The sequence below is a fragment of the Pseudomonas sp. Fl5BN2 genome (assembly GCF_009908205.1).
Classification (GTDB): Bacteria; Pseudomonadota; Gammaproteobacteria; order Pseudomonadales; family Pseudomonadaceae; genus Aquipseudomonas.
Map to the genome: position 1 here is coordinate 91,748 of NZ_JAAARL010000020.1, position 25,313 is coordinate 117,060.

18 protein-coding genes are annotated in these 25,313 nt (G+C 60.7%); 5 read left to right on the forward strand and 13 right to left on the reverse strand.

Translation table 11 applies throughout. The features are described 5' to 3' along the window. Window positions 1-31 precede the first annotated feature (31 nt). From GV819_RS25265 to GV819_RS25305, 9 genes are all read right to left on the reverse strand, one after another. Window positions 32-496, reverse strand: coding sequence for a hypothetical protein (locus GV819_RS25265; RefSeq protein WP_161758770.1), 465 nt, complete (start codon window positions 494-496; stop codon window positions 32-34). Between the two features lie 69 nt (window positions 497-565). After that, window positions 566-1,402: a hypothetical protein gene (locus GV819_RS25270; protein ID WP_161758771.1), complete on the reverse strand. Its 837-nt coding sequence runs from the start codon at window positions 1,400-1,402 to the stop codon at window positions 566-568. Window positions 1,403-1,543: 141 nt separating this feature from the next. Next, the gene (locus tag GV819_RS25275) at window positions 1,544-2,410 is read right to left on the reverse strand and encodes a hypothetical protein (protein ID WP_256667588.1); all 867 of its coding nucleotides are present in this window, start codon (window positions 2,408-2,410) and stop codon (window positions 1,544-1,546) included. A gap of 2 nt (window positions 2,411-2,412) precedes the next feature. Continuing rightward, window positions 2,413-2,880 carry a hypothetical protein gene (locus GV819_RS25280; protein ID WP_161758772.1) on the reverse strand — a complete coding sequence of 156 codons (468 nt, stop codon included), beginning with the start codon at window positions 2,878-2,880 and terminating at the stop codon, window positions 2,413-2,415. Between the two features lie 57 nt (window positions 2,881-2,937). Beyond that, a complete protein-coding gene (locus tag GV819_RS25285) occupies window positions 2,938-3,720 on the reverse strand; it encodes a hypothetical protein (protein WP_368668939.1) in 783 nt (260 codons plus the stop codon). Window positions 3,721-3,770: 50 nt separating this feature from the next. Continuing rightward, the gene (locus tag GV819_RS25290) at window positions 3,771-13,406 is read right to left on the reverse strand and encodes a hemagglutinin repeat-containing protein (protein ID WP_161758773.1); all 9,636 of its coding nucleotides are present in this window, start codon (window positions 13,404-13,406) and stop codon (window positions 3,771-3,773) included. A gap of 35 nt (window positions 13,407-13,441) precedes the next feature. Continuing rightward, window positions 13,442-15,145, reverse strand: a complete 1,704-nt coding sequence (locus GV819_RS25295) for a ShlB/FhaC/HecB family hemolysin secretion/activation protein (protein WP_178126085.1) — start codon at window positions 15,143-15,145, stop codon at window positions 13,442-13,444. Between the two features lie 244 nt (window positions 15,146-15,389). Further along, window positions 15,390-15,689 (reverse strand): PsiF family protein, encoded by a 300-nt coding sequence (locus GV819_RS25300; protein ID WP_161758775.1) that lies wholly within the window; start codon window positions 15,687-15,689, stop codon window positions 15,390-15,392. 71 nt (window positions 15,690-15,760) lie between these two features. Further along, window positions 15,761-16,549 carry an AraC family transcriptional regulator gene (locus GV819_RS25305; protein ID WP_161758776.1) on the reverse strand — a complete coding sequence of 263 codons (789 nt, stop codon included), beginning with the start codon at window positions 16,547-16,549 and terminating at the stop codon, window positions 15,761-15,763. Window positions 16,550-16,645: 96 nt separating this feature from the next. Between GV819_RS25305 and GV819_RS25310 the strand changes: the two genes are divergently transcribed. After that, window positions 16,646-17,533, forward strand: a complete 888-nt coding sequence (locus GV819_RS25310) for a DMT family transporter (protein WP_161758777.1) — start codon at window positions 16,646-16,648, stop codon at window positions 17,531-17,533. Window positions 17,534-17,585: 52 nt separating this feature from the next. Here the strand turns inward: GV819_RS25310 and GV819_RS25315 are convergent, their stop codons facing one another. The 3 genes from GV819_RS25315 to GV819_RS25325 all read right to left on the reverse strand — a co-directional run bounded on the left by GV819_RS25315 (window position 17,586) and on the right by GV819_RS25325 (window position 19,550). Further along, window positions 17,586-18,476, reverse strand: coding sequence for an esterase/lipase family protein (locus tag GV819_RS25315; protein ID WP_161758778.1), 891 nt, complete (start codon window positions 18,474-18,476; stop codon window positions 17,586-17,588). A gap of 120 nt (window positions 18,477-18,596) precedes the next feature. Continuing rightward, complete coding sequence (locus GV819_RS25320; RefSeq protein WP_161758779.1) at window positions 18,597-18,902, reverse strand: DMT family transporter; 306 nt, start codon at window positions 18,900-18,902, stop codon at window positions 18,597-18,599. 9 nt (window positions 18,903-18,911) lie between these two features. Further along, window positions 18,912-19,550: an FMN-dependent NADH-azoreductase gene (locus GV819_RS25325; protein ID WP_161758780.1), complete on the reverse strand. Its 639-nt coding sequence runs from the start codon at window positions 19,548-19,550 to the stop codon at window positions 18,912-18,914. 125 nt (window positions 19,551-19,675) lie between these two features. Here GV819_RS25325 and GV819_RS25330 point away from each other — a divergent pair, with 125 nt between their 5' ends. Both GV819_RS25330 and GV819_RS25335 read left to right on the forward strand, forming a co-directional pair. Beyond that, window positions 19,676-20,599, forward strand: coding sequence for a LysR substrate-binding domain-containing protein (locus GV819_RS25330; protein ID WP_178126086.1), 924 nt, complete (start codon window positions 19,676-19,678; stop codon window positions 20,597-20,599). Window positions 20,600-20,736: 137 nt separating this feature from the next. Next, window positions 20,737-21,267 carry a ferritin-like domain-containing protein gene (locus GV819_RS25335; protein ID WP_161758782.1) on the forward strand — a complete coding sequence of 177 codons (531 nt, stop codon included), beginning with the start codon at window positions 20,737-20,739 and terminating at the stop codon, window positions 21,265-21,267. A 66-nt stretch (window positions 21,268-21,333) separates the two neighbouring features. Here the strand turns inward: GV819_RS25335 and GV819_RS25340 are convergent, their stop codons facing one another. Next, window positions 21,334-23,409 carry an AsmA family protein gene (locus GV819_RS25340; protein ID WP_161758783.1) on the reverse strand — a complete coding sequence of 692 codons (2,076 nt, stop codon included), beginning with the start codon at window positions 23,407-23,409 and terminating at the stop codon, window positions 21,334-21,336. Window positions 23,410-23,793: 384 nt separating this feature from the next. Between GV819_RS25340 and GV819_RS25345 the strand changes: the two genes are divergently transcribed. Both GV819_RS25345 and GV819_RS25350 read left to right on the forward strand, forming a co-directional pair. Further along, a complete protein-coding gene (locus GV819_RS25345; protein WP_161758784.1) occupies window positions 23,794-24,261 on the forward strand; it encodes a hypothetical protein in 468 nt (155 codons plus the stop codon). Between the two features lie 169 nt (window positions 24,262-24,430). After that, window positions 24,431-25,063, forward strand: a complete 633-nt coding sequence (locus GV819_RS25350) for a TetR family transcriptional regulator (protein ID WP_161758785.1) — start codon at window positions 24,431-24,433, stop codon at window positions 25,061-25,063. The last annotated feature ends 250 nt before the right edge of the window (window positions 25,064-25,313 follow it).

Below are 25,313 nucleotides of genomic sequence, written 5' to 3' on the forward strand. Positions count from 1 at the left end.
CGCACAAGCCTCGCCCGCCCGGGAGAACCCCTCACTTGTATTTGCTGATAAACGAATACTTGATGCCCGCAGCTTCGACGATGCCGCGCATTTCCTGCTCCTGCTCCGGCTCGCCGACAAAGAACAACCAGACCCGAGGAAAGCGCTGATCGCTCAATGCTCCGCCGACAATCGCCTTGTCCAGTGCCGGGTTGGCGCCGAACATCAGGAACCTGCCACTCTGGCTCTCGGAGACCTGGGCGAACATGTCACGCACATTGAAACGCTCACGCGCACCGCCCGCCACAATCACCAGGCGATCGGGAAGCAGCCCATGACTGTTGATCCGCGTGGCAAGCAACTGCTGATCCTGGCCCCCGCCTTGTGCCGCACCGTTGCCGTCCCTCTGCACCCGAGCCGCGACCTCGGACAGAACCTGCTCTTCATCCTTGCGCTGTGGTTGCGAAGCACAGCCACTCAAAAACAGCAGCAAGGCAATCCAAGCCCACTTTTTCATGCTCATCTCCCTATGTATTTATGTATGACAGACCTGTCGGCCAAGGCGCCCCAAAACGCCTCCAAAGGCTCAGCGCGACGGTGCCTGGAGGTCGGGCAGTGGTACGTCGTAGCCGCAGTAGTGCAGGCGGGTCAGCGCCAGACGCTTGTCCGGATAGTCATCGCCCCAGGGCAGGTTCTGGTCAAAACGGGATTTGGCATGAGCACAAGCCGCTGAGGTTTTTGCACGAATCTCGGCCAGCGTCGAAGCGGGTAATGGGTTGATCGTCAAACTGCGAAATAGCGGTTCGATATAGAGCTGATCGAGATCGCCCCTTGGCTGACCGGCTTTACCGCTCTGGCTGGCGCTGACATAAAAGGGTATCGACAAACCGCTTTGCTTTTCCCAGCACCAATACTCGACCTCATCACCTTGCATGCCTACCGCGGGCAAATCGTTCACGCGGTAGAACCGATAACAGGCAAAGCCGTGGACCTGACGTTTCTCCACACTGTTTGGCGGGCGTTGGGTTCCGGGTAGCGCCAGATACGCCAGGCGAGCGTCGAGAAACCCGTCTGGCGGATAGAGCAGCCAAGACCCCTTGCCATCCATAAAACTCTCGATCGACATCGCAGCTGATGTCGAACGAGCCTGTACACTGCCGTAGCTGATGACGGACTCAAGGCTAACTTCGACCGCCGCGGAGGACTTTCTATAGATGAACCCCGGTGCCAAGGTGGAGCAGGCAGCATGACGAAATGGCTCGGGTAGATCATAGGAAAGACGCGGGCTAAGGGTCACCCGCTCACCGCCAATCTTGCATAACAGACGAGCCTGCAGATTTTGATTCTCATACTCCTTGGAGAGGCCTGCGCAACCAGTCAGAGCACAGACTCCGATACAAACGATCAAGAATCTCTGCATCATTTCAACAACTCCGCATTGCCATGCTTGTCGATCAATGTCAGCACGATGTACAGATCCGGACGTTTTTTAAAGTCCGTCTGCATAAAGCTGCTCGTGCCAGCCCATAGCTTCTGAGTAATGCATACGCAGGCCTCCGATGATTCAAGGTGAAGGTGCCTTGAGATCGGGCAGTGGCACGTCGTAGCCGCAGTAGTGCAGGCGGATCAGGGTCAGGCGCTTGTCAGGATAGTCATCGCCCCATCTCAGGTTCTGGTCGTAGCGCGATTTGATATGGGCACAAGCCTTTTGAATACCGGCTCGAGCCTTGGCCAGCACCGACTCTGGCAGGGGGTTGATCTTCAGACTCTGGAACAACGGCAGGATAAACACCTGATCCAGGTCATAGCCCTTGCTCCCCAGGGGCAGGCGTTGGCCGGCATGCACATAGAAGGGCTGCTGCAGGCCGCTCTCCTGCTCCCAGCACCAGTACTTCACCTTGTCCTCGAGAATACCGACCGCCGCCCCTTCCCAACGCTCGTAAGAACGCAGGCATTGGTAGCCCTGCAGGGTCACCCAGTCGAGGCTGCTGGGCTTGACGCCGGTATGGAATGGCAACGCCTGCCTGGCCAGCAAATCATCAAGAAAGGCCTGCTTTGGATAGAGCAGCCCCACTCCTTGACCATCGAGAAAGCTGTCGACCCGCATGTAGAGCGCGGAGGCCGTCACCTGGGTGTCGCCATAGGAAAAGGACCCGGAAGTTCCCACAGACAGTGAGTCACTGGCCTTTTCATAATAAAACCCTCCGGTAACGGTTCCGCATTCGGCATGCCGGTAAGGCCCTGGCAAATCGAAGGAATAGCGCTGCATCAGGGTGACCCGCTTCGCGCCCTCCTGGCAGAGCAGCCGGTTGTCGAAGCGGGCGTCCTCATAGACCAGGGGCGGCGCCATGCAACCACTGATGATCCCCTGCAGCCCACAGATCAAGGTGATTTCGATACAGCGGCGAATGCTCCTGGCTACTCCGAGCAAGCTCATTCCTTGTACTTGTTGATAAACGAATACTTGATGCCTGCGGCTTCGACGATGCCGCGCATTTCCTGCTCCTGCTCCGGCTCGCCGACAAAGAACAACCAGACCCGAGGAAAGCGCTGATCGCTCAATGCTCCGCCGACAATCGCCTTGTCCAGTGCCGGGTTGGCGCCGAACATCAGGAACCTGCCGCTCTGGCTCTCGGAGACCTGGGCGAACATGTCACGCACATTGAAACGCTCACGCGCACCGCCGGCCACAATCACCAGGCGATCGGGAAGCAGCCCATGACTGTTGATCCGCGTGGCAAGCAACTGCTGATCCTGGCCCCCGCCTTGTGCCGCACCGTTGCCGTCCCTCTGCACCCGAGCCGCGACCTCGGACAGAACCTGCTCTTCATCCTTGCGCTGTGGTTGCGAAGCACAACCACTCAAAAACAGCAGCAAGGCAATCCAAGCCCACTTTTTCATGCTCATCTCCCTATGTGTTGGCTGCCTGACAGGCCTTTCGGCCAAAGCTCCAAGGGCTCAGCGCGACGGAGCCTGGAGGTCGGGAAGTGGTACATCGTAGCCGCAGTAGTGCAGGCGGGTCAGGGTCAGGCGTTTATCGGGATAGTCGGAGCCCCATCTCAAGTTTTGATCGTAACGGGACTTGACCAGAGCACAGGCCGATCTGATTTGCGAGTTCAAGTCAGCGATCAGCGAATGGGATAACGGGTTGATTTTCAGAGACTCAAACACTGGCATGATCAATGTTTTTTCTAGATCTATGCCAGAAACGCCTATTGCTAAACGCTGCCCCGCTTCGAGATAAAATGGCTGATTCAAGCCACTTTCTTGCTCCCAGCACCAATATTTGACTTCATCGTTCCAGATTCCGGCTGGCGTGCTTTTCCAGAATTCATAAAAGCGCACACACTGATATCCCTTGAAGCTGACCCGATCAACTTTATCGGGAAGACCCGGGCCATCCGGCAAAGCCGCATAAGCCAGGTACTCCTCAATAAACTTCTCTCTTGGATAGACACTTCCACGGCGATCACCGCCCAAGTACCCATCAACACTCAAATACAACGATGATGCATAGGCTTGGGTCGTTCCGTAGTTGAAACTGCCTGAGCGAGTCACCGAGACCTCATCACGTTTTTTGTCATAGCTGAAACCGCTGCTGATGGTTCCGCAAGGAGCACTCCTGAAGGGGTCCGGCAACTCGAAAGACAGCCGCTTGGCTACGGTGACTGGCTGATTACCCACTTCGCACAGCATCTTTTTGATCAGCCGATCATTTTCATAGACCAGTGGCGGTTGCACGCATCCCACAAGCAGTACCGCCGCTGACGCATATCCTATGACTCGCAAGTTCAAATCTCGCGCCCCTGAAGTACATTCCCCTTAGGACCCAATAAGGTGGGAGTAATATAGGCCTCACTCTTCTTGAACTGCTCCTGTAGAACACTGGCATTCCCACCACAGAGCTTCTTGGAGATGCACAGGTAATTGGAGTGGGCGCTGGGCGGCCCTAATCCAATCAAAGAAGGAAGTGACACAACGGCCCCCACATACTGCAATACCGGTGATGCCGAATGGCCCGCATTATTCCCCAGCAAGTCCGATACCGAGTCTGTAAACGGTACTAGCCCGAAAACCACCCTGGTATCAGGTCGATTGATTTGGAAGAACGCATTTTTCTCATCAAACCCAGACTTTTCCGCAGCTTTATAAAAATCCAGAACCCCGACAGGTGCACCGGAGAACTGAATAACACCGATATCTCCTCCTACATTGAAGTTCAAACCGTCAATGGCTCGGTAGGTTAACAATGCGCCTTGGCTATGCCCCACCGGGCTCAGGACAAACCCCTGTTTAATCCCATCTTCAAAGAAGTTGTGCAATTGCTGAGCATTACCCGACTTGATTGTCCCTCCCAGCAGTACATCCCATGCCGACTCCAGCAGGTCCCCCAGGAATCCATGCTCAGGGTTATAAGCCTGTATGAAAGTATCCTGACCGGTTTGCATTCCACCATTAACCAACGCCGCATCGCGGGAGTTTTGAATCCCGTTGGTTGCAATAGGCCCACTACCATCTGGTTGCGTAATTGACGTCAGGCTGGCAATGGTTTTAGCCAGGTCAAGCATTGGCTTCCCTTCAGCATCATTTTGGATATTTCCATGTTCATCTTTCAGGTAAACCGCATGGGCCCGATAAAAGCTCATGTCTCCACTGAGAAGAACCGGCAACTGTGTCGCCACCCCTCCATGGCTCGCAACACCGGGCATCAATCCCAGAGTGCCATAGGATGTACTGTCCATTACTTTTTCCAGCGCCCCGGGAATCCATGCCAAAGGCCACAACCCGGGATTGTCAGCCAGCGCCTTTTGCGTCGCCTTGCTTAGATCCCCATATTGTGTGAACGCCGCCGAGGCGTTCTTCCCGTACTCGGACATCCCCTTCTGCCAATTGTCCAAGGTGACGCCCGGGTGGCTCACCGCGTCCAGCGAAGACTGGGTGACATACAGGTCGGTACGTTTCTCCTTGTCCTTGGTAATCTCATAAGCCTGTGACACATCACGGTTCAGACCCGCTGTAGAGTCCTGGCCAGTCTTGGCATCGTTACGGACCACAACGTTGCCCGCGCCAACGGTGGCACGTACTTCCTGCTCCCGCTCCTTGCGATAGTCATAGCCGCTGACACTCCAGCCCGAGGCGCCGGTCTTGCCCTTGCCTTCCAGGCTCTTGTCGTTGGTGAAGGCCACCTGCTTGCCAGTGGTTGCCTGATTGGCTCCGTCGCCACTGGCGCCCCAGCCGAAAGTGCCGCCAACGTTGAGGTAGTAGCTGTGCTCTTTGTCCTGGCCGGAGATATCGCGAAAGCCCAGGGTATTGGTGTCCAGCTTGAGGTTACCGTTGTCAGCTGCGACCAAGGCGCCGTCAATCTGAGTGTGGTTCTCGGTACGGATATCCACGCCGTTCTTGCCGGTGATGCTGGTCTGCTCCTGCACCCAATTGGTCTTTCCGGTGGTCTTACCTACACCGGCCGAGCCACTGACGCTGCCGCCACCGCCCAGACCAATACTCACGGTGACACTCAGGTCAGACTGTTTACCGCTGACTTTTCCGGTGTCCGGTACCGAAGACACCATCAGGTCGCCACCCACTCGACCGACCACCTCATTGCCACGCAAGGTTGCACCCGCAATGGTGGTGTCCTTGCCACTGGTAAAGCGCAGTTGATCACCAGCCACCAGTTGCGCGTTCTGCTGCTTCTGGTTTTCCCGTTCAAGTTTGCCCTTGCCCATATCGACACTGGCATAAACCGAGATAAAGTCCTTGCCACCCAAGGCCAGTCCCACTTCCCCCCCACCACTGCGGCGACTGGACTCGCTACTGGAGTCGTTCTGCGCCGCACGAATGGTCAGGTCCTTGCCAGCGCCGAGGTCGATGTCCCGGCCGGCTTGCACCTGGGTACCGATCAAGGTCAGGTTGTCCCGGGCCTCGAAGCTGACGTCGCGACCGGCCAGCAGCACCGAGGGGGAGTTGGTACCTTGGGTCAGCGATTCGCTGGCCACGCCATTGCTGCCGCCGATACCCGCGCGGGCGCTGCCACCTCCGCTCTGGCCATTGATGCCACCCTGGCTGCGGGCAGTCTTGCTTTCCTCGGATACCGAACCGCGAGCCACGTCCACGGTGACGTCGCGGCCGACCACAGTGATGTCGCGACCGGCATCGAAGTGGCTGCCTCGGATGCTCACGTCATTGCCGGCCACCGCACTGATGTCCCGTCCCGCCCCCAGGCTCGACGGGCTGCTGGTCTGCACTTGCTGCCGCGAACTGGTGGACTGGCTGGCCGAGCCGAAGTGAGTGGCTGAGGTCGGCCCGGAGGTGAACTGGTTGATCGCATCCACGGTACTCAGCACGCTGGAAGCCTTACTGACCCCGTCCTCGCCCTTGCCGGTGCCCTTAAGGGCATCCATGGTCTTGCCGTAGTTGTGGCTGACGTTGACCGTCAGGCCATTGCGATCACGGCTCTTGCTGGACTCCTGCAAGGAGTGCTCATCGCCCGCATTGATGTTGATGTCATGCCCAGCCTGCAGGTTGACATCGCGCTTGGCATCCACCCGCGAGCCTTCCACGGTGAGGTCGCGCCCGGCGTTGACGGAGACATCCTGCCCGGCCAGCAACTGGCTCGGCGCCACCGTCTCCTGGGCATTGCGGGATTTTTGCTTGAGGCCCTCGCTGCCCAGGAAAGCGGTAACACCATTGCGGTCGCTTTCCAGCGACAGGCCCACCTGCTTCGAGCTCTTCCAATTGCTCTGGTCCGAGCTGTTGCTGCCGGCCAGGACGTTGACGTCGCGCCCGGCACCGACGTTGAGGTTGCGCTCGGCGGCCGCCGTGCTGCCAATCATGTTGACGTCGCGCGCCGAATGCAGGGTGGTGTCGCGCCCAGCACTGACCACACCGCCAACACTCTGGCTCTGCTGGTTTTCCTGCCCCGACTTCTTCGATGAGGCCACAGAAATGAAGGTGCCGGAACTGGAGAACCCAACCTTGCTCTTGTACTTGTCACTCTGGCTGCTGGAGGTGTTGGCCGCATCCATCAGGTTGATGTCGCCACTCTTGTCGATCAACCCGGCACGCACTTCGGCATCACGCTTGGCCTCGATGCTGCTCGCCGAAAGGTTGACGTTGGTCCCGGCAATCACTACTGCGTCGTTACCGGCACTCAGCTCGCTGCCGACCTGGGTGGTGCTGCTGGAGGTGCGGCTGTTGCCACTCTTGTTGAGGCCGAAGCTGCCTTTCTTCTTCTGGCTGTAGGAGCTGTCCTGCTGCTCCTGGGCCGAGACCAGGCTGACGTCCCGGGCGGCACCCACCAGCAGGTCGTTGCCGGCCTTGAGCTGGCTGCCGACCACGGTGACGTCGCGCCCGCCGTTGAGGCTGATGCGGCCGTCCTTGTCCTGGCTGACGTTGACCATCAGGTCATGCCCGGCGCTGATTTCAGACGCCACATTGGTGGTCGAGGAGTCGGCGCTGCGAGTGGTCTTGCTCTTGCCCCAGGAGCCTTTCTTCTTCTGGTAGAAGGTCGAGGACTGTTCGTCCTGGGCCGAGGCAATGACCATATCGCGCTCGGCCCCCAGCGACAGGTCATGCCCGGCGCTGACCTTGCTCGCCACCACGGCCAGGTCACGCCCGGCCTTGAGTTCGAGATTGCCGCCGGCGGTCACGCTGGAACCCAGGGTCTGCACCGTGTCATTGGTCACCAGGCCGCGACGGATCGCACTCTGGGTGAAGGTGTGGTCCTGCACTGCCAGCAGGTCGATATCGCGACCGGCACTGAGCTTGGCATCACCCGCACTGGCGATCTGACCTTTGTTGGTCAAGTCGCGGCCGGCGGTGAGATCAAGCTGCTGGCGCGCACTGATCTGGCCACCCTGATCGAGGATGGTCCGAGTTCCAGCGCCATAACCCACAGCAACCGCTACGCGATCATTGAGGATGTCACCCTTGATTGCCGATACGCTAACCTGATTGCCGCGAATTTCGCCGGCCAGGGCATTGCGCACACTGTCCTGGGCCATCAGGCTGACGCGCTCGTTGGCTTCAATCAGCCCGCCCTGGTAGAGATTGCCGCCGACATCGGCCTTCAGGTCATTACTGGCGCGCAAGGTGCCGACGTTGGTCAGGTCGCCGCCGGCAACCAGAGTCATGTCTCGACCCTGGATCAAGCTGCCGCCGCGCAAATTGCGCGAGTCGGCCTGGGCCAGGTAGAGCACCGGTACCAGTACCTTCTCGCCCTGCACCTCACGGGTTTCCATCCATACGATGTCATGGGTCAGCGAAGCCACCTGCGCGGATGACAGGGACACCCCGACGCTAAGGTTCAAACGGTCCTTGGAGGCGATGGCGTTATCCATCAGGTAGCGATACTGGTCGTAGTCGCTGGTCAACCCTGAGGCCAGGAAGCGCTGCCCGGTCTGGGCCAGCACCGCGTCGCGAATCAAGCGGGTTTCATACAGACCGTCGCCCAGGCGACGCCAGGTCTGGTCGGTGCTGTAGTTCAAGTGCCCGAGCATGTAGTCCGAGCTCATGAAGCGCGAGAGGTCGGTAAAGGTCGGGTTGGTTTCGATCAGGTAGCGGCCCTGGGGATTCTGGCTCTTGATGAACAGACCGTACTCGCCCTGGGGAACTCTGTAGCTCGACAAAGCGGTGGGGTCGACAGCCGCGAAAGGCACGCCGGAGAAATCCACCGGGACGAAACTGACCTGGGTCGTGCCGTCGGCGGCAACTCGCTCGATACGCTGTACATCCTTGGCCACTTGAGCTGCGGCTGCCGTGCTTTGCGCGTTGACCGTGATGGTCTGCCCGCCCACTTGGGAAAGGCTGTTCTGCAAGGTCTGGCCCGTAAGCTGGGCACGGGCCTGTTCACTCAGGGTGCCGTTTTCCAGGGTGCCGCTAACCTGCAGGTGCAGGCGCTCTCCGGCCTGCAAGGTGGCGCTATAGCCGGTCTGTGTACCGGGAAGGATCACGTTGCTGCCAATCGAGGACTTGTACTGCAGCAGCGCTGCCGGCAGTGGGTCTTGCTGGTCCGGCGCACGCCCGCTGTTGCGTGAGTTCCAGGCCTTGGTCTCACGCTCGACAAAACGGTAGGCGCTTTTTTTCAGCCGGAACAATGTGTAGTTCACGGCCTCGACCCGCTGATCCAGAGTCAGGCCGCGGTTGTAGAAATTGTTGGCGGTGACAAAGGCATCACGGTTGGCCGCGATCAGGCTCAGCTGGTTCTCCACCGTATCGGCATTGATGGTCAGGTCACGGTTGGACACCAGTCGCGCGGCTGCGGAATGCTCGCCCATGGTGTTTTGATAGGTGGTGTTGACGGTGTAGACCGCCGAGTGGTGCTTGCCTGAACAGTCGGTGCAATTGATCGCGATACTGCGCCGGGCAATGCTCTCGCTGACGTCATACTTGTCCATGGCGTTGACCAGGGTCGCCACGTTGAGGTTCATGTCGCCCTGGCTTTCGATGGTCCCGGAGCGGTTGCTGAGCAGCACGGCACGGCCGCCGTCGAGGGCGGCGAAACTCAGGTTGCCGGCGCTGTAGATATCGCCGTAGCTGTTGGCCAGGCCGTTGCCCCGCAGGAGCATGTCGGCGCCACTGTAGATCAGGGTATCGGCCGAGGTGGTGATGCCATTGCTGGAACGCAGTTGCATCTGCCCCAGAGCTCCCAGGGTCCCGCGGTTGTTGATCTGCGCCGCGGACACATTGAGGTTCTGGCTGGCGATCAGGCGCCCCAGATTGTCCAGGGTGCCCCGCAGGTTCAGCTGGGTATCGCCGCCACTGGCGATACGACCGCCGTTCTGGTTCAGGTCGGTGGCACCGACGGTGAGCTTGCCCCGGGACGAAAGCAGGCCGCTGTTGTTCAGGTTGCCACCCAGTTCCAGGGTCATGTAGCCGTCGCTGGCCAACTCGCCGGCATTGTTCAATGTGGCAGCCGCCAGGCGCAGGCCCGTAGCACTGGCGATGCGATCGCCGGCATTGAGATTGAGGTCGGCGCCGGTACTCAGGTCCAGCTCGCCATTGAGTTGCATGAGCCCGCTGCGATTGATCGAGGCAATATCCCAGTCGCCACGTCCCAGGCCGGTCATGCGCCCTTGAAACCCGGAAAGCACGCCCAGGTCGAGTTTGAACAGGGCGTTGCCGGCGTGCTCGACAGTCCCCGACTCGTTGTTCAATTGCCCGGCGCTGAGGGCAAAGGCACTGCTGCCCGATGCCAGGGAGCCACCCTGGTTGTTGAAGGTTCCTCCCAGGGTGATCCGGCTTTGTTCGCCTGCAACGACCCGTACACGGCCACCGGCGCTGTTGTCCAGATTGCCAGCGGCCAGCAGCAGACCGTTGGCCGACTCGACCAGGCCGCCCTGGTTGTACAGATTGGCATGGGCGGTCAGGTCCAGCTGTTGGGCACTGATTTCACCGCCCCAACGGTTGTCCAGGGTCTGCCCGACGGAGCTGAGCAAACCGCTGGCGTAGAGCTTGCCCGCCTGGTTGGTGAGACGATCCACCACCAGCTTGAGTGCACCGGCCTGACTGCTGATCAACCCGGCCTTGCCATTCAAGGCACTGTTATCCACCGCTCCGGCGGTCACGCCAAGGGTCGCGCCCTGCAAGGTGCCGCCACGGTTATCCAGGGTTCCCTGCCCCAGGGCGACTTCGCCATGGCTGTCCTTGGCGAGGATCATGCCTTCGGCGTTATTCAGGCCTCCGGCCACCAGGTTCAGGCCGGCGCTGCCAGCGAGTAATTGCCCCTGGCGGTTATCCACCGCTGCGCCATCGATCTCCAGGCGCTTGCCCTTCAGGGTGCCTCCCAGATTGTCGAGCTGAGCCACTTGGCTGACCCGCAGTTTCTGCTCGCCGGCGTCGATCATCCCGGAATTGTTGTTCAACGCACCGTTGTTGAGAGTCAGGTCGATCGTGCCATTGTTGGCCACCACTGCACCCTTGGTACTGTTGTCCAGGCCGGCAGCATTGATCCCGATGCTGTTACCCAGCAGGACGCCGCCACTGTTGTGCAACTGGCCACCGTCGATCTGCAGATGCCCGTCGCTTTGCAGGCGCCCCTGGCTGTTGAGCAGTTGGCCTGGGGTGACGCCGTCGGTGCTCAGGGTCAGGTGCAGACCGTCAGTGCCGGCTGCCAGCAACCCGGATGCCCGGTTGTCCAGGCGCTGGGTAGTAACCGTCAAGCGATCCCCCACCAGTTGCCCGCCACGGTTATCCAGCAACCCGCTGTTGGTCAGCAGCAATTGATTACCCACCACCACCCCGCCCTGGTTGGCCAGCCCGGCCGACTCGATCTGCACATCGCCCTGCTTGGCCTGCAGATGGCCCAGGGCGTTGTTCAAGTGCTGCTTGACGGTCAGCGTGAGTTTGCCGTTCTCGGCGCTCAGCGCTCCACCCTGGTTCTGGCTGAGGCTGTCGAGGCTGGCGGTCAATACATTACCGATCACCCGGCCCTGGTTGTTTGCCAGGTCCCGGGCTTCCAGCAGCAAGCGCTCCTTGCCTTGCAGCAAGCCACCCTGGTTGTCGATATCTGCAGTGTGCAACTCCAGCCCGTCGGCATCCACGGTGCCACCCTGGTTGTCGAGCTTGCCGCTGCTATTGAGGGTCAGTTGCGGCGCAACCAACGTGCCGCTGCGGTTATCCACGCTGGCGGCCTTCAGGCTGAGGAGAGAAGTGGCCTGAAGCTTGCCGCCGGCATTGAGCAGGTCCTGATCGAGGCTGATCTCTAGCGCACCTTTCTCGGCACTGATCAGCCCCTTCTGGCTATTGTCCAGGCGCTTGCCTGTCACCTTGATCTGGTCGGCGAGCAACTTGCCCCCCTGGTTCAGCAACTCTCCGCCCTCAGTCTCCAGCAGGGTCAGGGCCTGGAGCTGGCCGGCATTGTTGTTGAGTTGATCGCTGATCTTGAACGTCGCGCTGCCTTGGCTGGCGCCGATCAGGCCATGCTGATTGTCGAGGCGATCAGCACTGATCTGCACCTTGTCGGCAATGACCGAGCCCTTCTGGTTACTCACTTCGCCGGCGCTGAGGGTCAAGCTGGCGCCCGCCACTTCAAGGCGCCCGCCATTGTTGTTGAGGTTGTCGAGGGTCAGGGTTACGGCCTGCTGATCGCCAAAGCGGATCAGGCCGCCCAGGTTAGCGATGGCCGGGGTGTCGAGGACCAGTTCGTTGTGTGCCAGGACCCGGGCCTTGTCGCCCTGGTTGACCAGGCGGGCTGCGTTGATCTGTACCTTGGGCCCCTGGATTACCCCATTCTGGTTGCTCAGGGCCTCCCGCGCCTCAAGTTCCAGACTGCGGCTGGCCAACACACTGCCCTGGTTCTCCAGGTTGTTGCCAGTCAGCTTGACCTCGCCGTGATCGTTGCGGCTGTTGTCTGCATTGACCCCGGCTTCGATGATGCCGTGGTTGACCACCTGCGCAGCGTCCACCACCCGCACCCGGTCCCGGGCCGCCAGGCTGGTCTGGACCTTGATCTGCTCCTTGGCCTGCAGCGTCGCCTCGGTACCGGCGTAAGCCTTGCCCTGGAGATCGATGCTCTGGGCGGTGACCGCAATCGCCTGCTTGGCCCCCATATTGGCCACGGTGACCTTGCCATTGGCATCGATCTGGATGTCGCCAGTGCTGGCGGCCATCTCTGCGGACATGTTCACACCCACGCCCTTTTCTGTGCCCACCAGGCGGATCGCCCCGGCGTACATGCCGCCCAGTACCGAGCTGTCGATGGCCAGTTCCGGCTTGATGCTGGCGTCGGCTGCCCGGGCAGTGACGCTCAGGTCATCGGCCTTGACGTCGTTGCGCCCGGTGATGATGTTGAGCTTCTTGGCATACAGGTTGGCATTGAGCTTGGTACTGCGGGTGATCAGGTCGAACTGATCGAGATTGCTCGCGTTGAGGTCGGCACCTTCGATGCTGATATCGCCGCCATCGACCTGGAAACGATCAAGCCTCTGTCCCTCGAGCACCGGTTTGCCCGTGGTCAGCGTGGCCCGCGGGGTGTTGATGAAACCACAACCGTTACAGGTGATGCCGTGGGGGTTGGCGACGATCACCCGGGCGGCCTGCCCGGCCACCTCGGTGTAACCCGCCAGCTTGCTGCGATTGCTGCCGGTGACTTCGTTGAGGATGACCTGCGCCGCCTGCCCCTTGAGGTTGGGGTTGCCGATGATGTAGCCACCCAACTGAGTGCTCTGGGTCGAGCCGGTGGCGTTGTTGAGGATCAGGCCGTTGCTGCCGACGTTGTATTCGCTGAACTTGTTATGGGACAAGCCGCTGCCATTGGCCGCGTTGATATTGACGACGGGCACGCCATTGCCCGCAGCGCCAATGGTGGCGTTGCCGCCGGCTGCCGGGTCCAGGGTCAGGCCAGCGGCGACACTGACGATCGGGTTGAGAAACAGGACTCCCGACAGTGACAGGGCAATGCATTGGGCAAAGGGCTTGCGTACGTCCATGTGCAAATCATCCATCCATTAACGTTTGAGTCGAGTCAAAAGAACAGGTCTACCCGGAAGTACACCGGATGCTCTCGCCTCTCGATAATTGCCGGCCGCTCCAGGGAGCGCGCGAAGCTGACTGACGCGGCCAGGTACTGACCACGGGCATTGAGTTCTAGGGCATTGCCGCTCATGCGGCCCTTGGCGTCATGGTTGTAGCGATCGGCCTTGATCACCCCGACGTCGTAGGCGAAGGCCATGCCGTATTCCTGGACAAAGGGCTGCAGCGCCGGCCAGGTCACCGCGCGGCGCCAGCGCAGTTGGTTGCGCCAGTAGCCGCCACTGTTGCCGGACAGGCTCTGATCCTGGAAGCCACGCACCGAGTTGAGTCCACCCAGGCTGATGCGCTGGGGACTGAACAGCACATCCTCGCTACGCTGCCCGGTGACCAGGCTGTCGAAGCTGAAGTTCTCGTCCCATAGGCGCAAGGGCTGCAGGTAGCTCAGAGTCAGGCTGTACTTGTTGTAGCGGGCGACCGGCTCGCTGCCCTGGGGCCGGCCACTGCCTTGAGCGTCCAGGGCGCCGATGCCCTGCTGCCAGCCAATATCGGCGTTGACCAGGGCGTTGCCGATGCGCCGTCCGTGATTGAAGCCAAGCTGGGTTTCGGTAATGCGGTTGCTGGAAACGTCGATCAGGTGGTCATCAAGGTAGTTGCGCGTACGCAGATGGCTCAGCCCAAGGCTCACGCCGGTCTTGCTCAAGTTGTCCCGGTGCAGCACGCGCTCGGCCCGGACTTGCTGGTTATTGCTCTCGCCATCGAGGACGAAATTGAACCCGGTGGCGTCATTGCGCGTGCGGTAGTAACTCTGGCTGTAGGAGTAGTTGAAGGTCCACCAGCCCCAGGGCAGGCTGTAGTACAGGCTCTGGTTGTCGGAATGGCGCCAGCGATCGCTGACCGCATCCTGATTGGCTCGCAGGTTCAACTGGTCGGCCAGCCCCAACGGGCTATCCCAGTCCAGGCCCAGGCCCATCTGCTGCTCACCGGTACTTTTGTCGCCATCGTTATTACGCGTCGCCGACAGCCGCCAGGGCTTCAGGCGCTGGCCCTTGAGCCCGACATGACTGCCGCCCAATTGGTCCCCTGGGGCCAACTCCATCTCGACCTGGCGCGAAGGCAGGCGGGTCAACTGATCCACCAGTTGTTCCAGTTCCCGCAAGTTCAGCACCTCGCCGGTGGTTCCGGGAAAAGCCATGGCCAACTCTCGGGAGCTGGCCAGGGCCGAGCTGTCCAGACTTTCCAGGCGGCCCTCGACGACGACAATGATCAGTTGCCCCGACGCCAGCTCCTGGGCAGGCAGATAGGCACGGGTAGTCACGTAGCCTCGTTCGAGGTAGTGATGAGTGATGGCCTTGAGCAGGGTATTGATCTGTGGGACCGACAGGCATTGGTCGCGGTACGGTGCCAGCAGCCGCTCACGATCAGCGGAGCCGAGGTGCTCGGCGCCCTTGAGCGTCACAGTCTTGATGGTGAAACAGCGCTGCTCGCCAGGTTGCTCGGCAGGTGCGGGAGGCAAGGGCTTGCCTGGCAACTGCTGGAGTTCATCAAGGCGCTTCTGCTGATCTTGCAGCAATTGCTGCTGACGATCGCGGATCAGGTCACGATCACCCGGTGTCTGCAGAGGCGCAGCAGCGACGGTGAACGAACCCACTAGAGCACAAAACGCTACAACAGGCCTTAAGCAGCCAAAACGCGACATGCCTTCCATTCCCTTGAAAAACAGACCCTCGATTGAGTGTCCGTACGGCGCGTCCAGGCACCTGTTTTCGAAGGGGGTAGAGTCTAATGTGAAAAATTGGTTACACAGAAAAAATAGACGAGTGGTATCACTTTGACATAAGTCATTGAAAAAAAATGGATTTTGCAGAGGTGATCAGGCCATCAAATCGACGCGAGCCAGGGATCTGTATCCATTTTGATACCTTGGCCGCATCGATCCAGGCTTATTTTTTCTTCAGGCAATCACTCATGAACGCCTTGCGCGCATCGCCCTTCAGCGCCTGGCTGGTGGCGGTGGCGTTGCACGATTTCATTCTTTCCTGAGGCGTGGACGGTGTCGCAGCGGCGGCCGGAGCAGCCTTGAGGCAGGTACTCATGAAGGCCTTGCGCTCATCGCCCTTGAGGGCCTTGGCAGTGGCTTCGGCGTTACAGGTGGTCATCTTGTTCTGCTGGGCGGTGGCGGCAAAGCCTTGGGAACAGAGCAGCAGCCCCACCATCAACAAAGGAATACGCAACATCTTCATGGAGTTTTCTCCTTGTCACCGCACCGACGGGCACGGCCTCCAGCGCAGTGTAGACAAAGCCTGTTACACCTTCACCTGTTCTGCAGGCTGGCCCGGCGATACTGCTCGGGAGTACAGCCGGCTTGACGCTGGAACATGGCGATAAATGCCGAGGCGGTGCTGTAGCCCATGTCGAAGGCAATTTCCTGGATGCTGTGCGGGCTTTCCAGGGCTTCGATGGAAGCAAGGAAACGCTGGCGCTGGCGCCATTCGCCGAAACTCATGCCCAACTCGCGAACGAACTGCCGGGCCAAGGTCCGTTCACTGACATGCGCCTGCTGCGCCCAGTGGGCCAGCGGCTGGCTGTTGCCCGGCTCCGCCTGCAGGGCCAGGAGCACCCGCAACAGATCGGGGCTGCTGGCATAGGGCAGATAACAGTTGTGGACCGGGGCCTGGCGCAGTTGGTCCAGTAGCACCTGGGCCAGGCGTTGGTCAGCCTCGCCTTCGGGGATCTGCACGTCCCTGGCGGCAAAATCCTTGAGGATCGCCTTGAGGATCTCGCTGATGGCCAGGGTGCTGCCCTGCTTTGGCAAGTCCTTGCACAACTCCGGTGCCAGCAGCACCGCGCGATAGTTGATCGGCTGGCTGGTGTAGAAACTGTGGGCGGTCTGCGGCGGCACCCAGATCGCATATTGCGGTGGCGACATGAACCGCTGGCCGGCGATGTCCATGTGCATCACACCGTGGGCCGAATACTCCAGGCAGCCCCAGGAATGCCGGTGTTCCAGGGCATGGCTGTGGGCGGCGAAGTCGGCATAGCGGAAGTACACGGGCGCGGGCAGCCCATGGAATTCCAGGAGGTCGATATGTTTTTTGCTCATGCTGTCCGGATGCAGGGGCGGGTTGTCTGTTTCGCAGTATAGGCATTGATCCGGACAGGAGGATAATCAACCTTCATCAACTCTATGGTTGTCTCCATGCAATACGCCTATCCATTACTGGCCATCTTCATCTGGGCCGGCAACACCGTAATCAACAAACTCGCCGTGGGTGCGATCTTCCCAGCGGAGATCGGCTTCTATCGCTGGTTGCTGGCGGGCTTGCTGTTCACCCCCTTCATGCTCAAGCCGGTGCTCCAGCATTGGCCGGTGATCCGTCCCAACCTGGGTCGGATCTTCGTCCTCGGCGTGCTGGGCATGGCGGTCTATCAGAGCCTGGCCTACTACGCCGCCACCCTGACCTCGGCCACCAACATGGGGATCATTCTCTCGCTGATGCCGTTGATGTCACTGGCCATGGCCATCGCCGCCCTGGGCCAGCGCCTGACCGCCGGCGCCTTGGTGGGTGCCGTGCTGTCCTTCGCTGGGGTGCTGGTGGTGGTGTCTTCCGGCAGCCTTGCCGCACTGCTGCAACACGGGGTCAACCTGGGGGACGCGATGATGCTGATCGCCACCCTGGCCTATGCGATCTACAGCACCCTGCTGAAAAAGTGGCAACTGCGCCTGCCGCCGCTGGTGTTGCTGTACCTGCAGGTGCTGGTGGCGGTGCTGGTGCTGCTGCCGTTGTTCCTTGCTTCACCGAAGGTCGGCCCGACCCTGCAGAACATTCCGCTGGTGCTCTATGCCTGCTTGCTGGCATCGATGGTCGCGCCTCTGGCCTGGATGCAGGCGGTGGTGCGCCTGGGGCCGAGCCGAACCACGCTGTTCTTCAATCTGCTGCCGTTGATCACCGCGCTGATTGCCGCATTGGTGCTGCACGAACAACTGGCATGGTTCCATCTGGTGGGTGGGTTGTTGACCCTGGGCGGGGTGATTCTTTCTGAACGCTGGACCCGGGTACTGGGGCTCGGAAAGACGCTGGCCTGACGGGGTCTTTCGCCGGCAAGCCAGCTCATACAGGTGCAGCCGTGGGCAAGTGTCAGACCCCGGCAGCCTTGAGCCGTCGGGCATGTTCGACAAACAGGCGGACCGGGTCGGCGCCCTTGCCCACCAGCCCCAGGGACTGGTTGATGATATCGAAGTGGTCCAAGGGGTAGTCATCGCCAATGACCTGGCCCAAGTGCGAGCTGTAGCGCCCCACCATGCCATCGCATTGGCCAGCTTCGCGGACAAAGGTGCGGGCGAACAGGCGACAGCTGCGATTGGTGCCGTCGAACAGATTGGCACCACGATCGGTCTTGCCCGGCTGCAAGGTGCCGGACCAGGAGTAGTAGCGCACGCCGTTGACCTGTTCCGGGCCCTGCCCACCCCAGGTTTGCGGCAGCCCCTGGGGGTACTGTTGATTGAACAGGGCCACCCCCTCGGTGGTCAGGGAATGGTGCGAAGCGTGGATATCCACCGGCAGCTTCGCTCCGCGATAGCCGGTTTCCAGCAGCGTCATCAAGGCCGAGATAGCGCGCAGCACCAGGCTCAGCACACGCCCCCGCATGCTGCTCGCAGGGGAGCGTCGCTGCAGGTAATCCGCCAGTTCGGAACCGTGATTGGGGCCCGCCACCGAGGTCACCGAAGCCACCCAGTCCGGGCGCTTGGCCGCCGCGTAACGGGCGGTGAGCGAGCCCTGGCTATGGCCGATCAGGTTGACCCTGGCAGCCCCGGTCTGGGCCATGATCTGCTGGATCTGGGCCAGCAATTGCTCGCCGCGCACTTCGCTGGAATTGAGCGGCGAAACCTGTATCGCAAACACCCGGGCCCCGCCCTGGCTCAACGCCGGGACGATGCCGTACCAGTAGGGATACAGCAGCAGGCGGACAAAACCGAGCATCCCGGGCACCAGCACCAGGGGGTAACGCGTGGCAAGCTCTTGGGACATGCTCGGACATCCTTGCGGTGGACTCGTGAACCCAGGCTGAAAGCTAGACCATAACCAAGGGCATCGTCAGTACCTGTGACGATTCGACGACAGAGCCATGACAAGCCCCCGTTTCCCCGCCTATTTCAGCCCGATCACCCCCGCCACAATCAACCCCACCGACACCAGTTTGATCGCGGTGAGACTTTCCCCGAGCAATACGAAACCCAGCAGTACCGTGCCCAGGGTGCCGATGGCGGTCCAGATCGGGTAGGCCACGCTCACCGGCAGCTCGCGCATGGCCAGGGTCAGGAAGTAGACCCCCGCCACGGCTGCCACTACGGTCACCAGCGAAGGCCAGAACCGGGTAAAGCCCTGCGCATACTTCATGCCCATGGCGAACGTCACCTCGAAGGCCGCCGCCACCAGCAGGAACAACCAGGCCATGGCGCCTCCTCAGAACGTTTCAGCCAGTGCCAGAAGACGCCGTTGCGCCTCGGCACAGGATTGCTGGAAACGCTCCGGCGCCGACTCTTCGCCTTCCGCGGCGACCACCGTGACATCCTCGATGCCGATAAAGCCCAGGGCCGTGCGCAACCAGCGATCCGCATGATTGAGCGCCTCATGTTCACCGCCGGGACCAAAACCACCGTCACCGCGGCTGGTGACGATCAACACTTTCTTGCCCTGTACCAACGGTTGATATTGGGCGACACCGTTGTCTTGCCGGGTGTTGAAGGTCAGCCCCAGGCGCACGATGTGATCGACCCAGGCCTTGATCCCGCTGGGCACACTGAAGTTGTGCATGGGGGCCGAGATCACCAGGCGCTGGTGGCCGAGCAACTCAGCCACCAGCGCGTCACTCAGGGCCAGGTCGGCCTGCATCGACAACGGGCGTGCCTCAGGTTGTGGATAAAACGCCGCGGCGATAAAGGCTTCGCCGACGTGAGGCAGCGAACCTCGTCCAACCTCGCGCCGGGTCAGGACTGCCCGAGGGTTCGCCGCTTGCCAGGCCTGGAGAAACACCTCGGTCAAACGCCGACTGTGGGAGCGTTCGCCCCGTGGGCTGCCGTGAATTGCAAGAACTGTATTCATCCGAATTCTCTCATGTGATTTGCTCTTGATGGCCTTGAAGCTACAACTGCTTCGCGCTAAATCTAGAATCACAGCCACTCACCAACAAATGAGTAAAAATTCATTTGAATGAATAGATTTCATCCATGGAGCCCAACATGTTCGCTCACCTGCCCCTCACCGCACTGCGCACCTTCGAATCCGCAGCGCGACTGTCGAGCTTCAAGGCCGCCGCCGAAGACCTGGCGGTAACGCCCACCGCGGTGTCCCACCAGATCCGCAACCTGGAGCACTGGCTGGGGGTGCAACTGTTCGAGCGCCTGCCGCGCCAGGTGCGCCTGACCGAACCCGGCGACCGATTGTTCCGCAGCCTGCATGGTGCCCTGCTGGATATAGCCCAGAGCGTCGACACCCTGCGCCCCAAGCCCAGTAACACGCTGTTGACCGTCTCCACCACCGCCGCCTTCGCCGCCCTGTGGCTGGTACCGCGGCTGGGACGTTTCTATGCTCGGTATCCCGGCATCAGCCTGCGCCTGGACACCCAAAGCGAAGTGGTCGACCTGCAACAGGACGCCAGCATCGACCTGGCAATCCGCTACAGCCAGGACGGCTACCTGGACCTTCACGGCCTGTGCCTGTTCGACGAACGCTTTGCAGTCTATGGCGCACCGCACCAGGTGGCCCTGGCGCAGCAACAGCGGCCGACGCTGATCAGCGTGCATTGGCGCAACTCCAAGCTCTATGCCGATGGTTGGCAGGCCTGGTGCACCCAGGCTGGAGAAAACTGGCTCGACGGCCAGCCGCAGATCCGCTCCTACGACGAAGAACAGTACGCCCTGCAAGCCGCCATCGCCGGTCAGGGCCTGGTACTGGCGAGCAATATCCTGGTGTCGCAAAGCGTGGCCAGCGGCCTGCTGGAGGCTTACCGGCCCGAGATTCAGGTAGACGGCGCGGGCTACAGCGCCCTGTGCGTACCAGGGCGCGAACGACACCCGCCGGTACGGGCATTTTTTGCATGGTTGCAGCAGGAATCATTGCTGGCCGGGCATCCCTTGCTGGCCCGCAGCTGAGCCACAACGCGAAAAACTCCCGAGCATTGCCACTGGGCACATCCGATAAAACTTTTTGCCTCGTCCGTCACTCACACCCAAGACAGGTCAGGCCAACAGAGCCTGGCGTGAAACGGATTAGCCTCCAGGAGACAGAGATGAGCGAGATGCATTTGTCTGATGTGAACAGCCTGCGCGAACGGGCTCGCCGACACGTGGAAAACGGCGCCGTGACCGAGGGTTACAACGCCGATCGCGAGGAGCTGCTGCGCCTGCTCAACGAATCGCTGGCCACTGAACTGGTCTGTGTCTTGCGCTACAAGCGCCACTACTTCATGGCCAACGGCCTCAAGGCCAGCGTGGCCGCCGACGAGTTCCTCGAACACGCCACCCAGGAAGCCGAACACGCCGACAAACTGGCCGAACGCATCGTCCAGCTCGGCGGCGAACCGGAGTTCAACCCCGACCTGCTGTCCAAGCACTCCCACGCCCAGTACGTCGCCGGCAACAACTTGAAGGAAATGGTCTACGAAGACCTGGTGGCGGAGCGGATCGCCATCGACAGCTACCGTGAGATCATCCAGTACATCGGAGACAAGGATCCCACCACCCGCCGCTTGTTCGAAGAAATCCTCGCCCAGGAAGAAGAGCACGCCGATGACATGGCGGACATCCTCAACGACCTGTAGCCCCTCGCCCAAGCCCGCTCCTGCCTACAGGGGCGGGCTCGCCCACGCAACGCTCGACCTTCGCGCTTACTGACTCGGCTTGACTGTGACCGGCGCCTTGCCTGAACGCATCTGCTGCAGCAACGGCGCACACTGGTTGGGTTCATCACCGCTAGGCGCCACCAATGCCAGCAGCCCTGCCGCCGGCCCGGCGATCAATCCCAGAGCCACCATACCGGCCCCCCGCAGCACCAACGGCACCGCCTTGACCCCTGCACTGGGCTTGATGAACTTGCCCTGCACGTAGAGCGGCGAACGCAGAGAGAACAGACGCAACCCCTTGGACTCAGGGGTGATGGTCAGGTCCAGTTGCTCGGAAGCCATGTTCGCGGTGCCATCGACGTAAATGATGGAGTTCTCGGTGTCGAAGACGAACAGCCGAGAGGTGGCCAGGCCCGACTTGATGCCGAAGTCGGCAGCGGCGCAATTGATCTTCACTTCCTTGTCGCCAAACATCTTGCCTACCACGTAGTTGCCGACATTGAGCCCGGCGATTTCCATCAGGCTGCGGCTGATGGCGCCGTCGTTGATCAACATTTTCAAGTCACCGTTGGCGCTACCCAGCAGGGCCGCCACCGAGTTGCCACGCCCGGCAATATCGGCATCGCCATTAAGCTCGCCGAAGCTGGTCTTCATCGGCTCGAAGGTTGGGAACAACTGCTTGAGCTTGAAGTTGCGCGCGGTCAGTTTGGCCCGACCTTCCAACGGCGTGGTGTGACCATTGAGACGCACCTGGGCATCGAGCTTGCCCCCGGCCACGCCAAAGCGCAGGGGCTCCAGGCTGAGCTGGCCGTCGTTAAGCACCAGGTGGGTATAGAGATCGGTGAACGGCAGCTCGCTGCTGTGAACGATGCGCTTGCCGGTGAACTCGACGTCGGCATCCATATCCCGCCAACGCTCGGTGCGAAATTCCTCCACTGGCAGCACCTTGTCCGCCGGTTGCTTGCTTTCACCGCCCCGGGCCTTTTGCTTGACGTTGGAGTCGGCACCAATCAGCGGTGCCAGGTCGCTGAGCAACAGTTGATTGGACACCAGCGTGCCACTGAGTTTGGGCCGCGGCTGGCTGGCGGCATAGGTCAGGCTGCCATGGATATCGCTGTCGCCGATCTTGCCGTTGAAGTCCTGATAGCTGAACGTCGCACCCGCCGGATCACGCAACTTGGCGGTCAAGTGCCCATCCGTGGAATACGGCGGCGAATCCGGCAGGGTGACCCCCGTCAACGGATAGAGATTGCCGAGGCTGGTGCCCGCCAGTTTCAGGCGCAGGTCCAAGGCGCCGAGGTTGAGCGGATCGGTCAGGCTGCCCCGCAGTTCGACCCGGGTGTCGCCGATCTGCGCCTGGGCCTGCAACGGGAACGGTTGGCGCCCGTCCTGCAGCGCCAACAGGCCACCGATCTTGCCGGTGCCCACCAGTTTCTGCCCGTGGTACTGGCCTTTGACCTTGAGGGCAAAGGCATAGGCCTGGGGGGCGGCGCCTTGCTCGGTGATCTTCTGCGCCTCGCGCTCACCGACGATGTCGCTGAAGGGAATCGGTTTGCCGAGCAACTCCACCTGCAGGTCCAGTTGGGTTTTCAGGCTCTGGTCATCCAGGGTCACGTGGCCCTTGTCGAAGCCGATGGCACCGATGTCCACCGTCCACTTGGAAGGTTCGGCAGCGGGGTCTTGGGGATCGAACGTGAAAGTCCAGTTGGCGCGACCGTCAGCCAGGCGCTGCAAGGCGGCGTCGGGCTCGGTGAGATCGATGCGTGGAATGCTGACGCGTTGCGCCAGCAGGGCCAGGGGCGAAATACGCAACTCAACCCGCTTGAGAGTGACCATCTGCGGCGCCTTGGACCAGTCCGGATTGCCCAGGGTAAGGTCCTCGGCCACCACGTGGGGCCAGGGCACCCAGGCCCGCCAGCCGCCCTCGTCAGGCTCGCGTTGCCAGACCACCGACAAATCGCCATTGATCGCGAACGGCCGGTGCAACTCCTCGGACACCTTGGCATTGAGGGGCGGCTTGATCCGGTTCCAGTCGAAGAAAGCGATCACCAGCACCAGCACGGCCAGTAGCAGGATCAGGCTGGAAACAGACCAGGCGAGAATTTTACGAGTGCGCGTCATTGCACGAGGCTCCTGAAGACAACTGAGCGCCAGACCACGACGCGTTGGTGAAATGCCGATGGAAAATCACCGGCCATGAAAACTACGACTGACAAAGCCCGCGCAGGTTTAATTCGAGTACGCGAAAGGATGGAAAAAACCGCATTCCTGATCACTCAGGCAGCTTTGTGTTACCTCGACCCGCCCTCCCGTGAAGCATGACTGGGTCGAAAATACCCACGTCGGTGCAAAAGCTATCGACGGAAAGGCCCGTTCTAGAGCCTTGACGGTAAACAATCAATTCTGTTGATTATTACCATTGCGTTTATGAACTTTCATATCGATTTAGCGGCGGTAACATTAGCTCCGTACCCAATTTATCGCCCTCCCAAGGAGCAACCCATCATGAAACGCCACCTCTTATTGAGCCTGACCTTATCGATCCTGGCTGCTAACGCTTTCGCCCTGCCGGCCGCTGAACAAGCCACTCCGCAGGTCAAGGCCAGCCACAGCGTGTTCACCCAGACCCTGGCTGAAGGGGGCTCGGACCGCCTGATCGAACGCAACAAAGTCGCAGCCGATGGCTATGACCGTACTCCACAGGGCCAGAGCGTTGCCGAAGATGGCTATGATCGCACCCCACAAGGCCAGAACGTTGCCGAAGATGGCTATGACCGTACTCCCCAAGGCCAGACCGTTACCGAAGATGGCTACGACCGCACCCCACAAGGTCAAAACGTAGCTGAAGGTGGCCGCGATCGCCTGGAAGAGAAAGGCCTGGTCGAAGACGGCTACAGCCGCACGCCTCAAGGTCAGACCGTTGCCGAAGGCGGTGCTGATCGCTTGGCCGAACGTCATCAAGCTGCGAGCTGAGGCCATGCTGGCCCTGGAGAAAAGCCCGATTCCCGAATCGGGCTTTGACTTTCATCAAGGCCCCGTTGCAACCGTCACATCCCCTGCCCTCGCCTGACTCCAGTTCGACTCCGGCAAAGTTGATTTGCTAGAGTGCGCCGCTCCTATTGAGCAAAGAATTTGCCCGCCGATGCTGCCCCGCGCCGAACAGAAGCAACAGACCCGCAACGCCCTGATGGATGCCGCCCGTCATCTGATGGAGTGTGGCCGTGGTTTCGGCAGCCTGAGCCTGCGGGAAGTGGCGAAAGCCGCCGGCATTGTACCCACTGGCTTCTACCGGCACTTCAGCGACATGGACCAACTGGGCCTGGAACTGGTCAGCGAAGTCGGCCAGACCTTCCGCGAAACCATCCGCCTGGTGCGCCACAACGAATTCGTCATGGGCGGCATCATCGACGCCTCGGTACGCATTTTCCTTGATGTGGTGGCAGCCAAGCGTGCGCAATTCCTGTTCCTCGCCCGCGAGCAATACGGTGGCTCGCTGCCGGTGCGCCAGGCCATCGCCACCCTGCGGGAAAACATCAGCTCGGACCTGGCTGCCGACCTGAGCCTGATGCCCAAGCTGCAACACCTGAATGTTGCCGACCTTGGCGTAATGGCCGACCTGATCGTCAAGAGCGTATTCGCCACCCTGCCGGACATTATCGATCCGCCAGCCCAGGCCCTGCCTGAACACCTGACACCCCAGGCCAAGATTACCCAGCAACTGCGCTTCATCTTTATCGGCCTGAAGCACTGGCAAGGCCTGGGCAGCACCGAGTAAACCGGCAAGCGCCACCTACCCGCCCCCTTCGAACCGCCCGCACCCCGCTCTGGGTTGCGCGTTTGCGCCTGCTTACCAAGCACTAGCACCGTCTTGCAGCAAAAACATTTCACGCGCACCAACTCGGTGCTATAAATCAGCTCAGCGCGCCATTTTGTAACAAGATAAAACAAGGTTTTGCCCCTTTTTCAGGCGCAGTTCCTGGGCTGAACGGGCATTTTCTTTCCTACCGAGCGATTGGCAAGCCCCT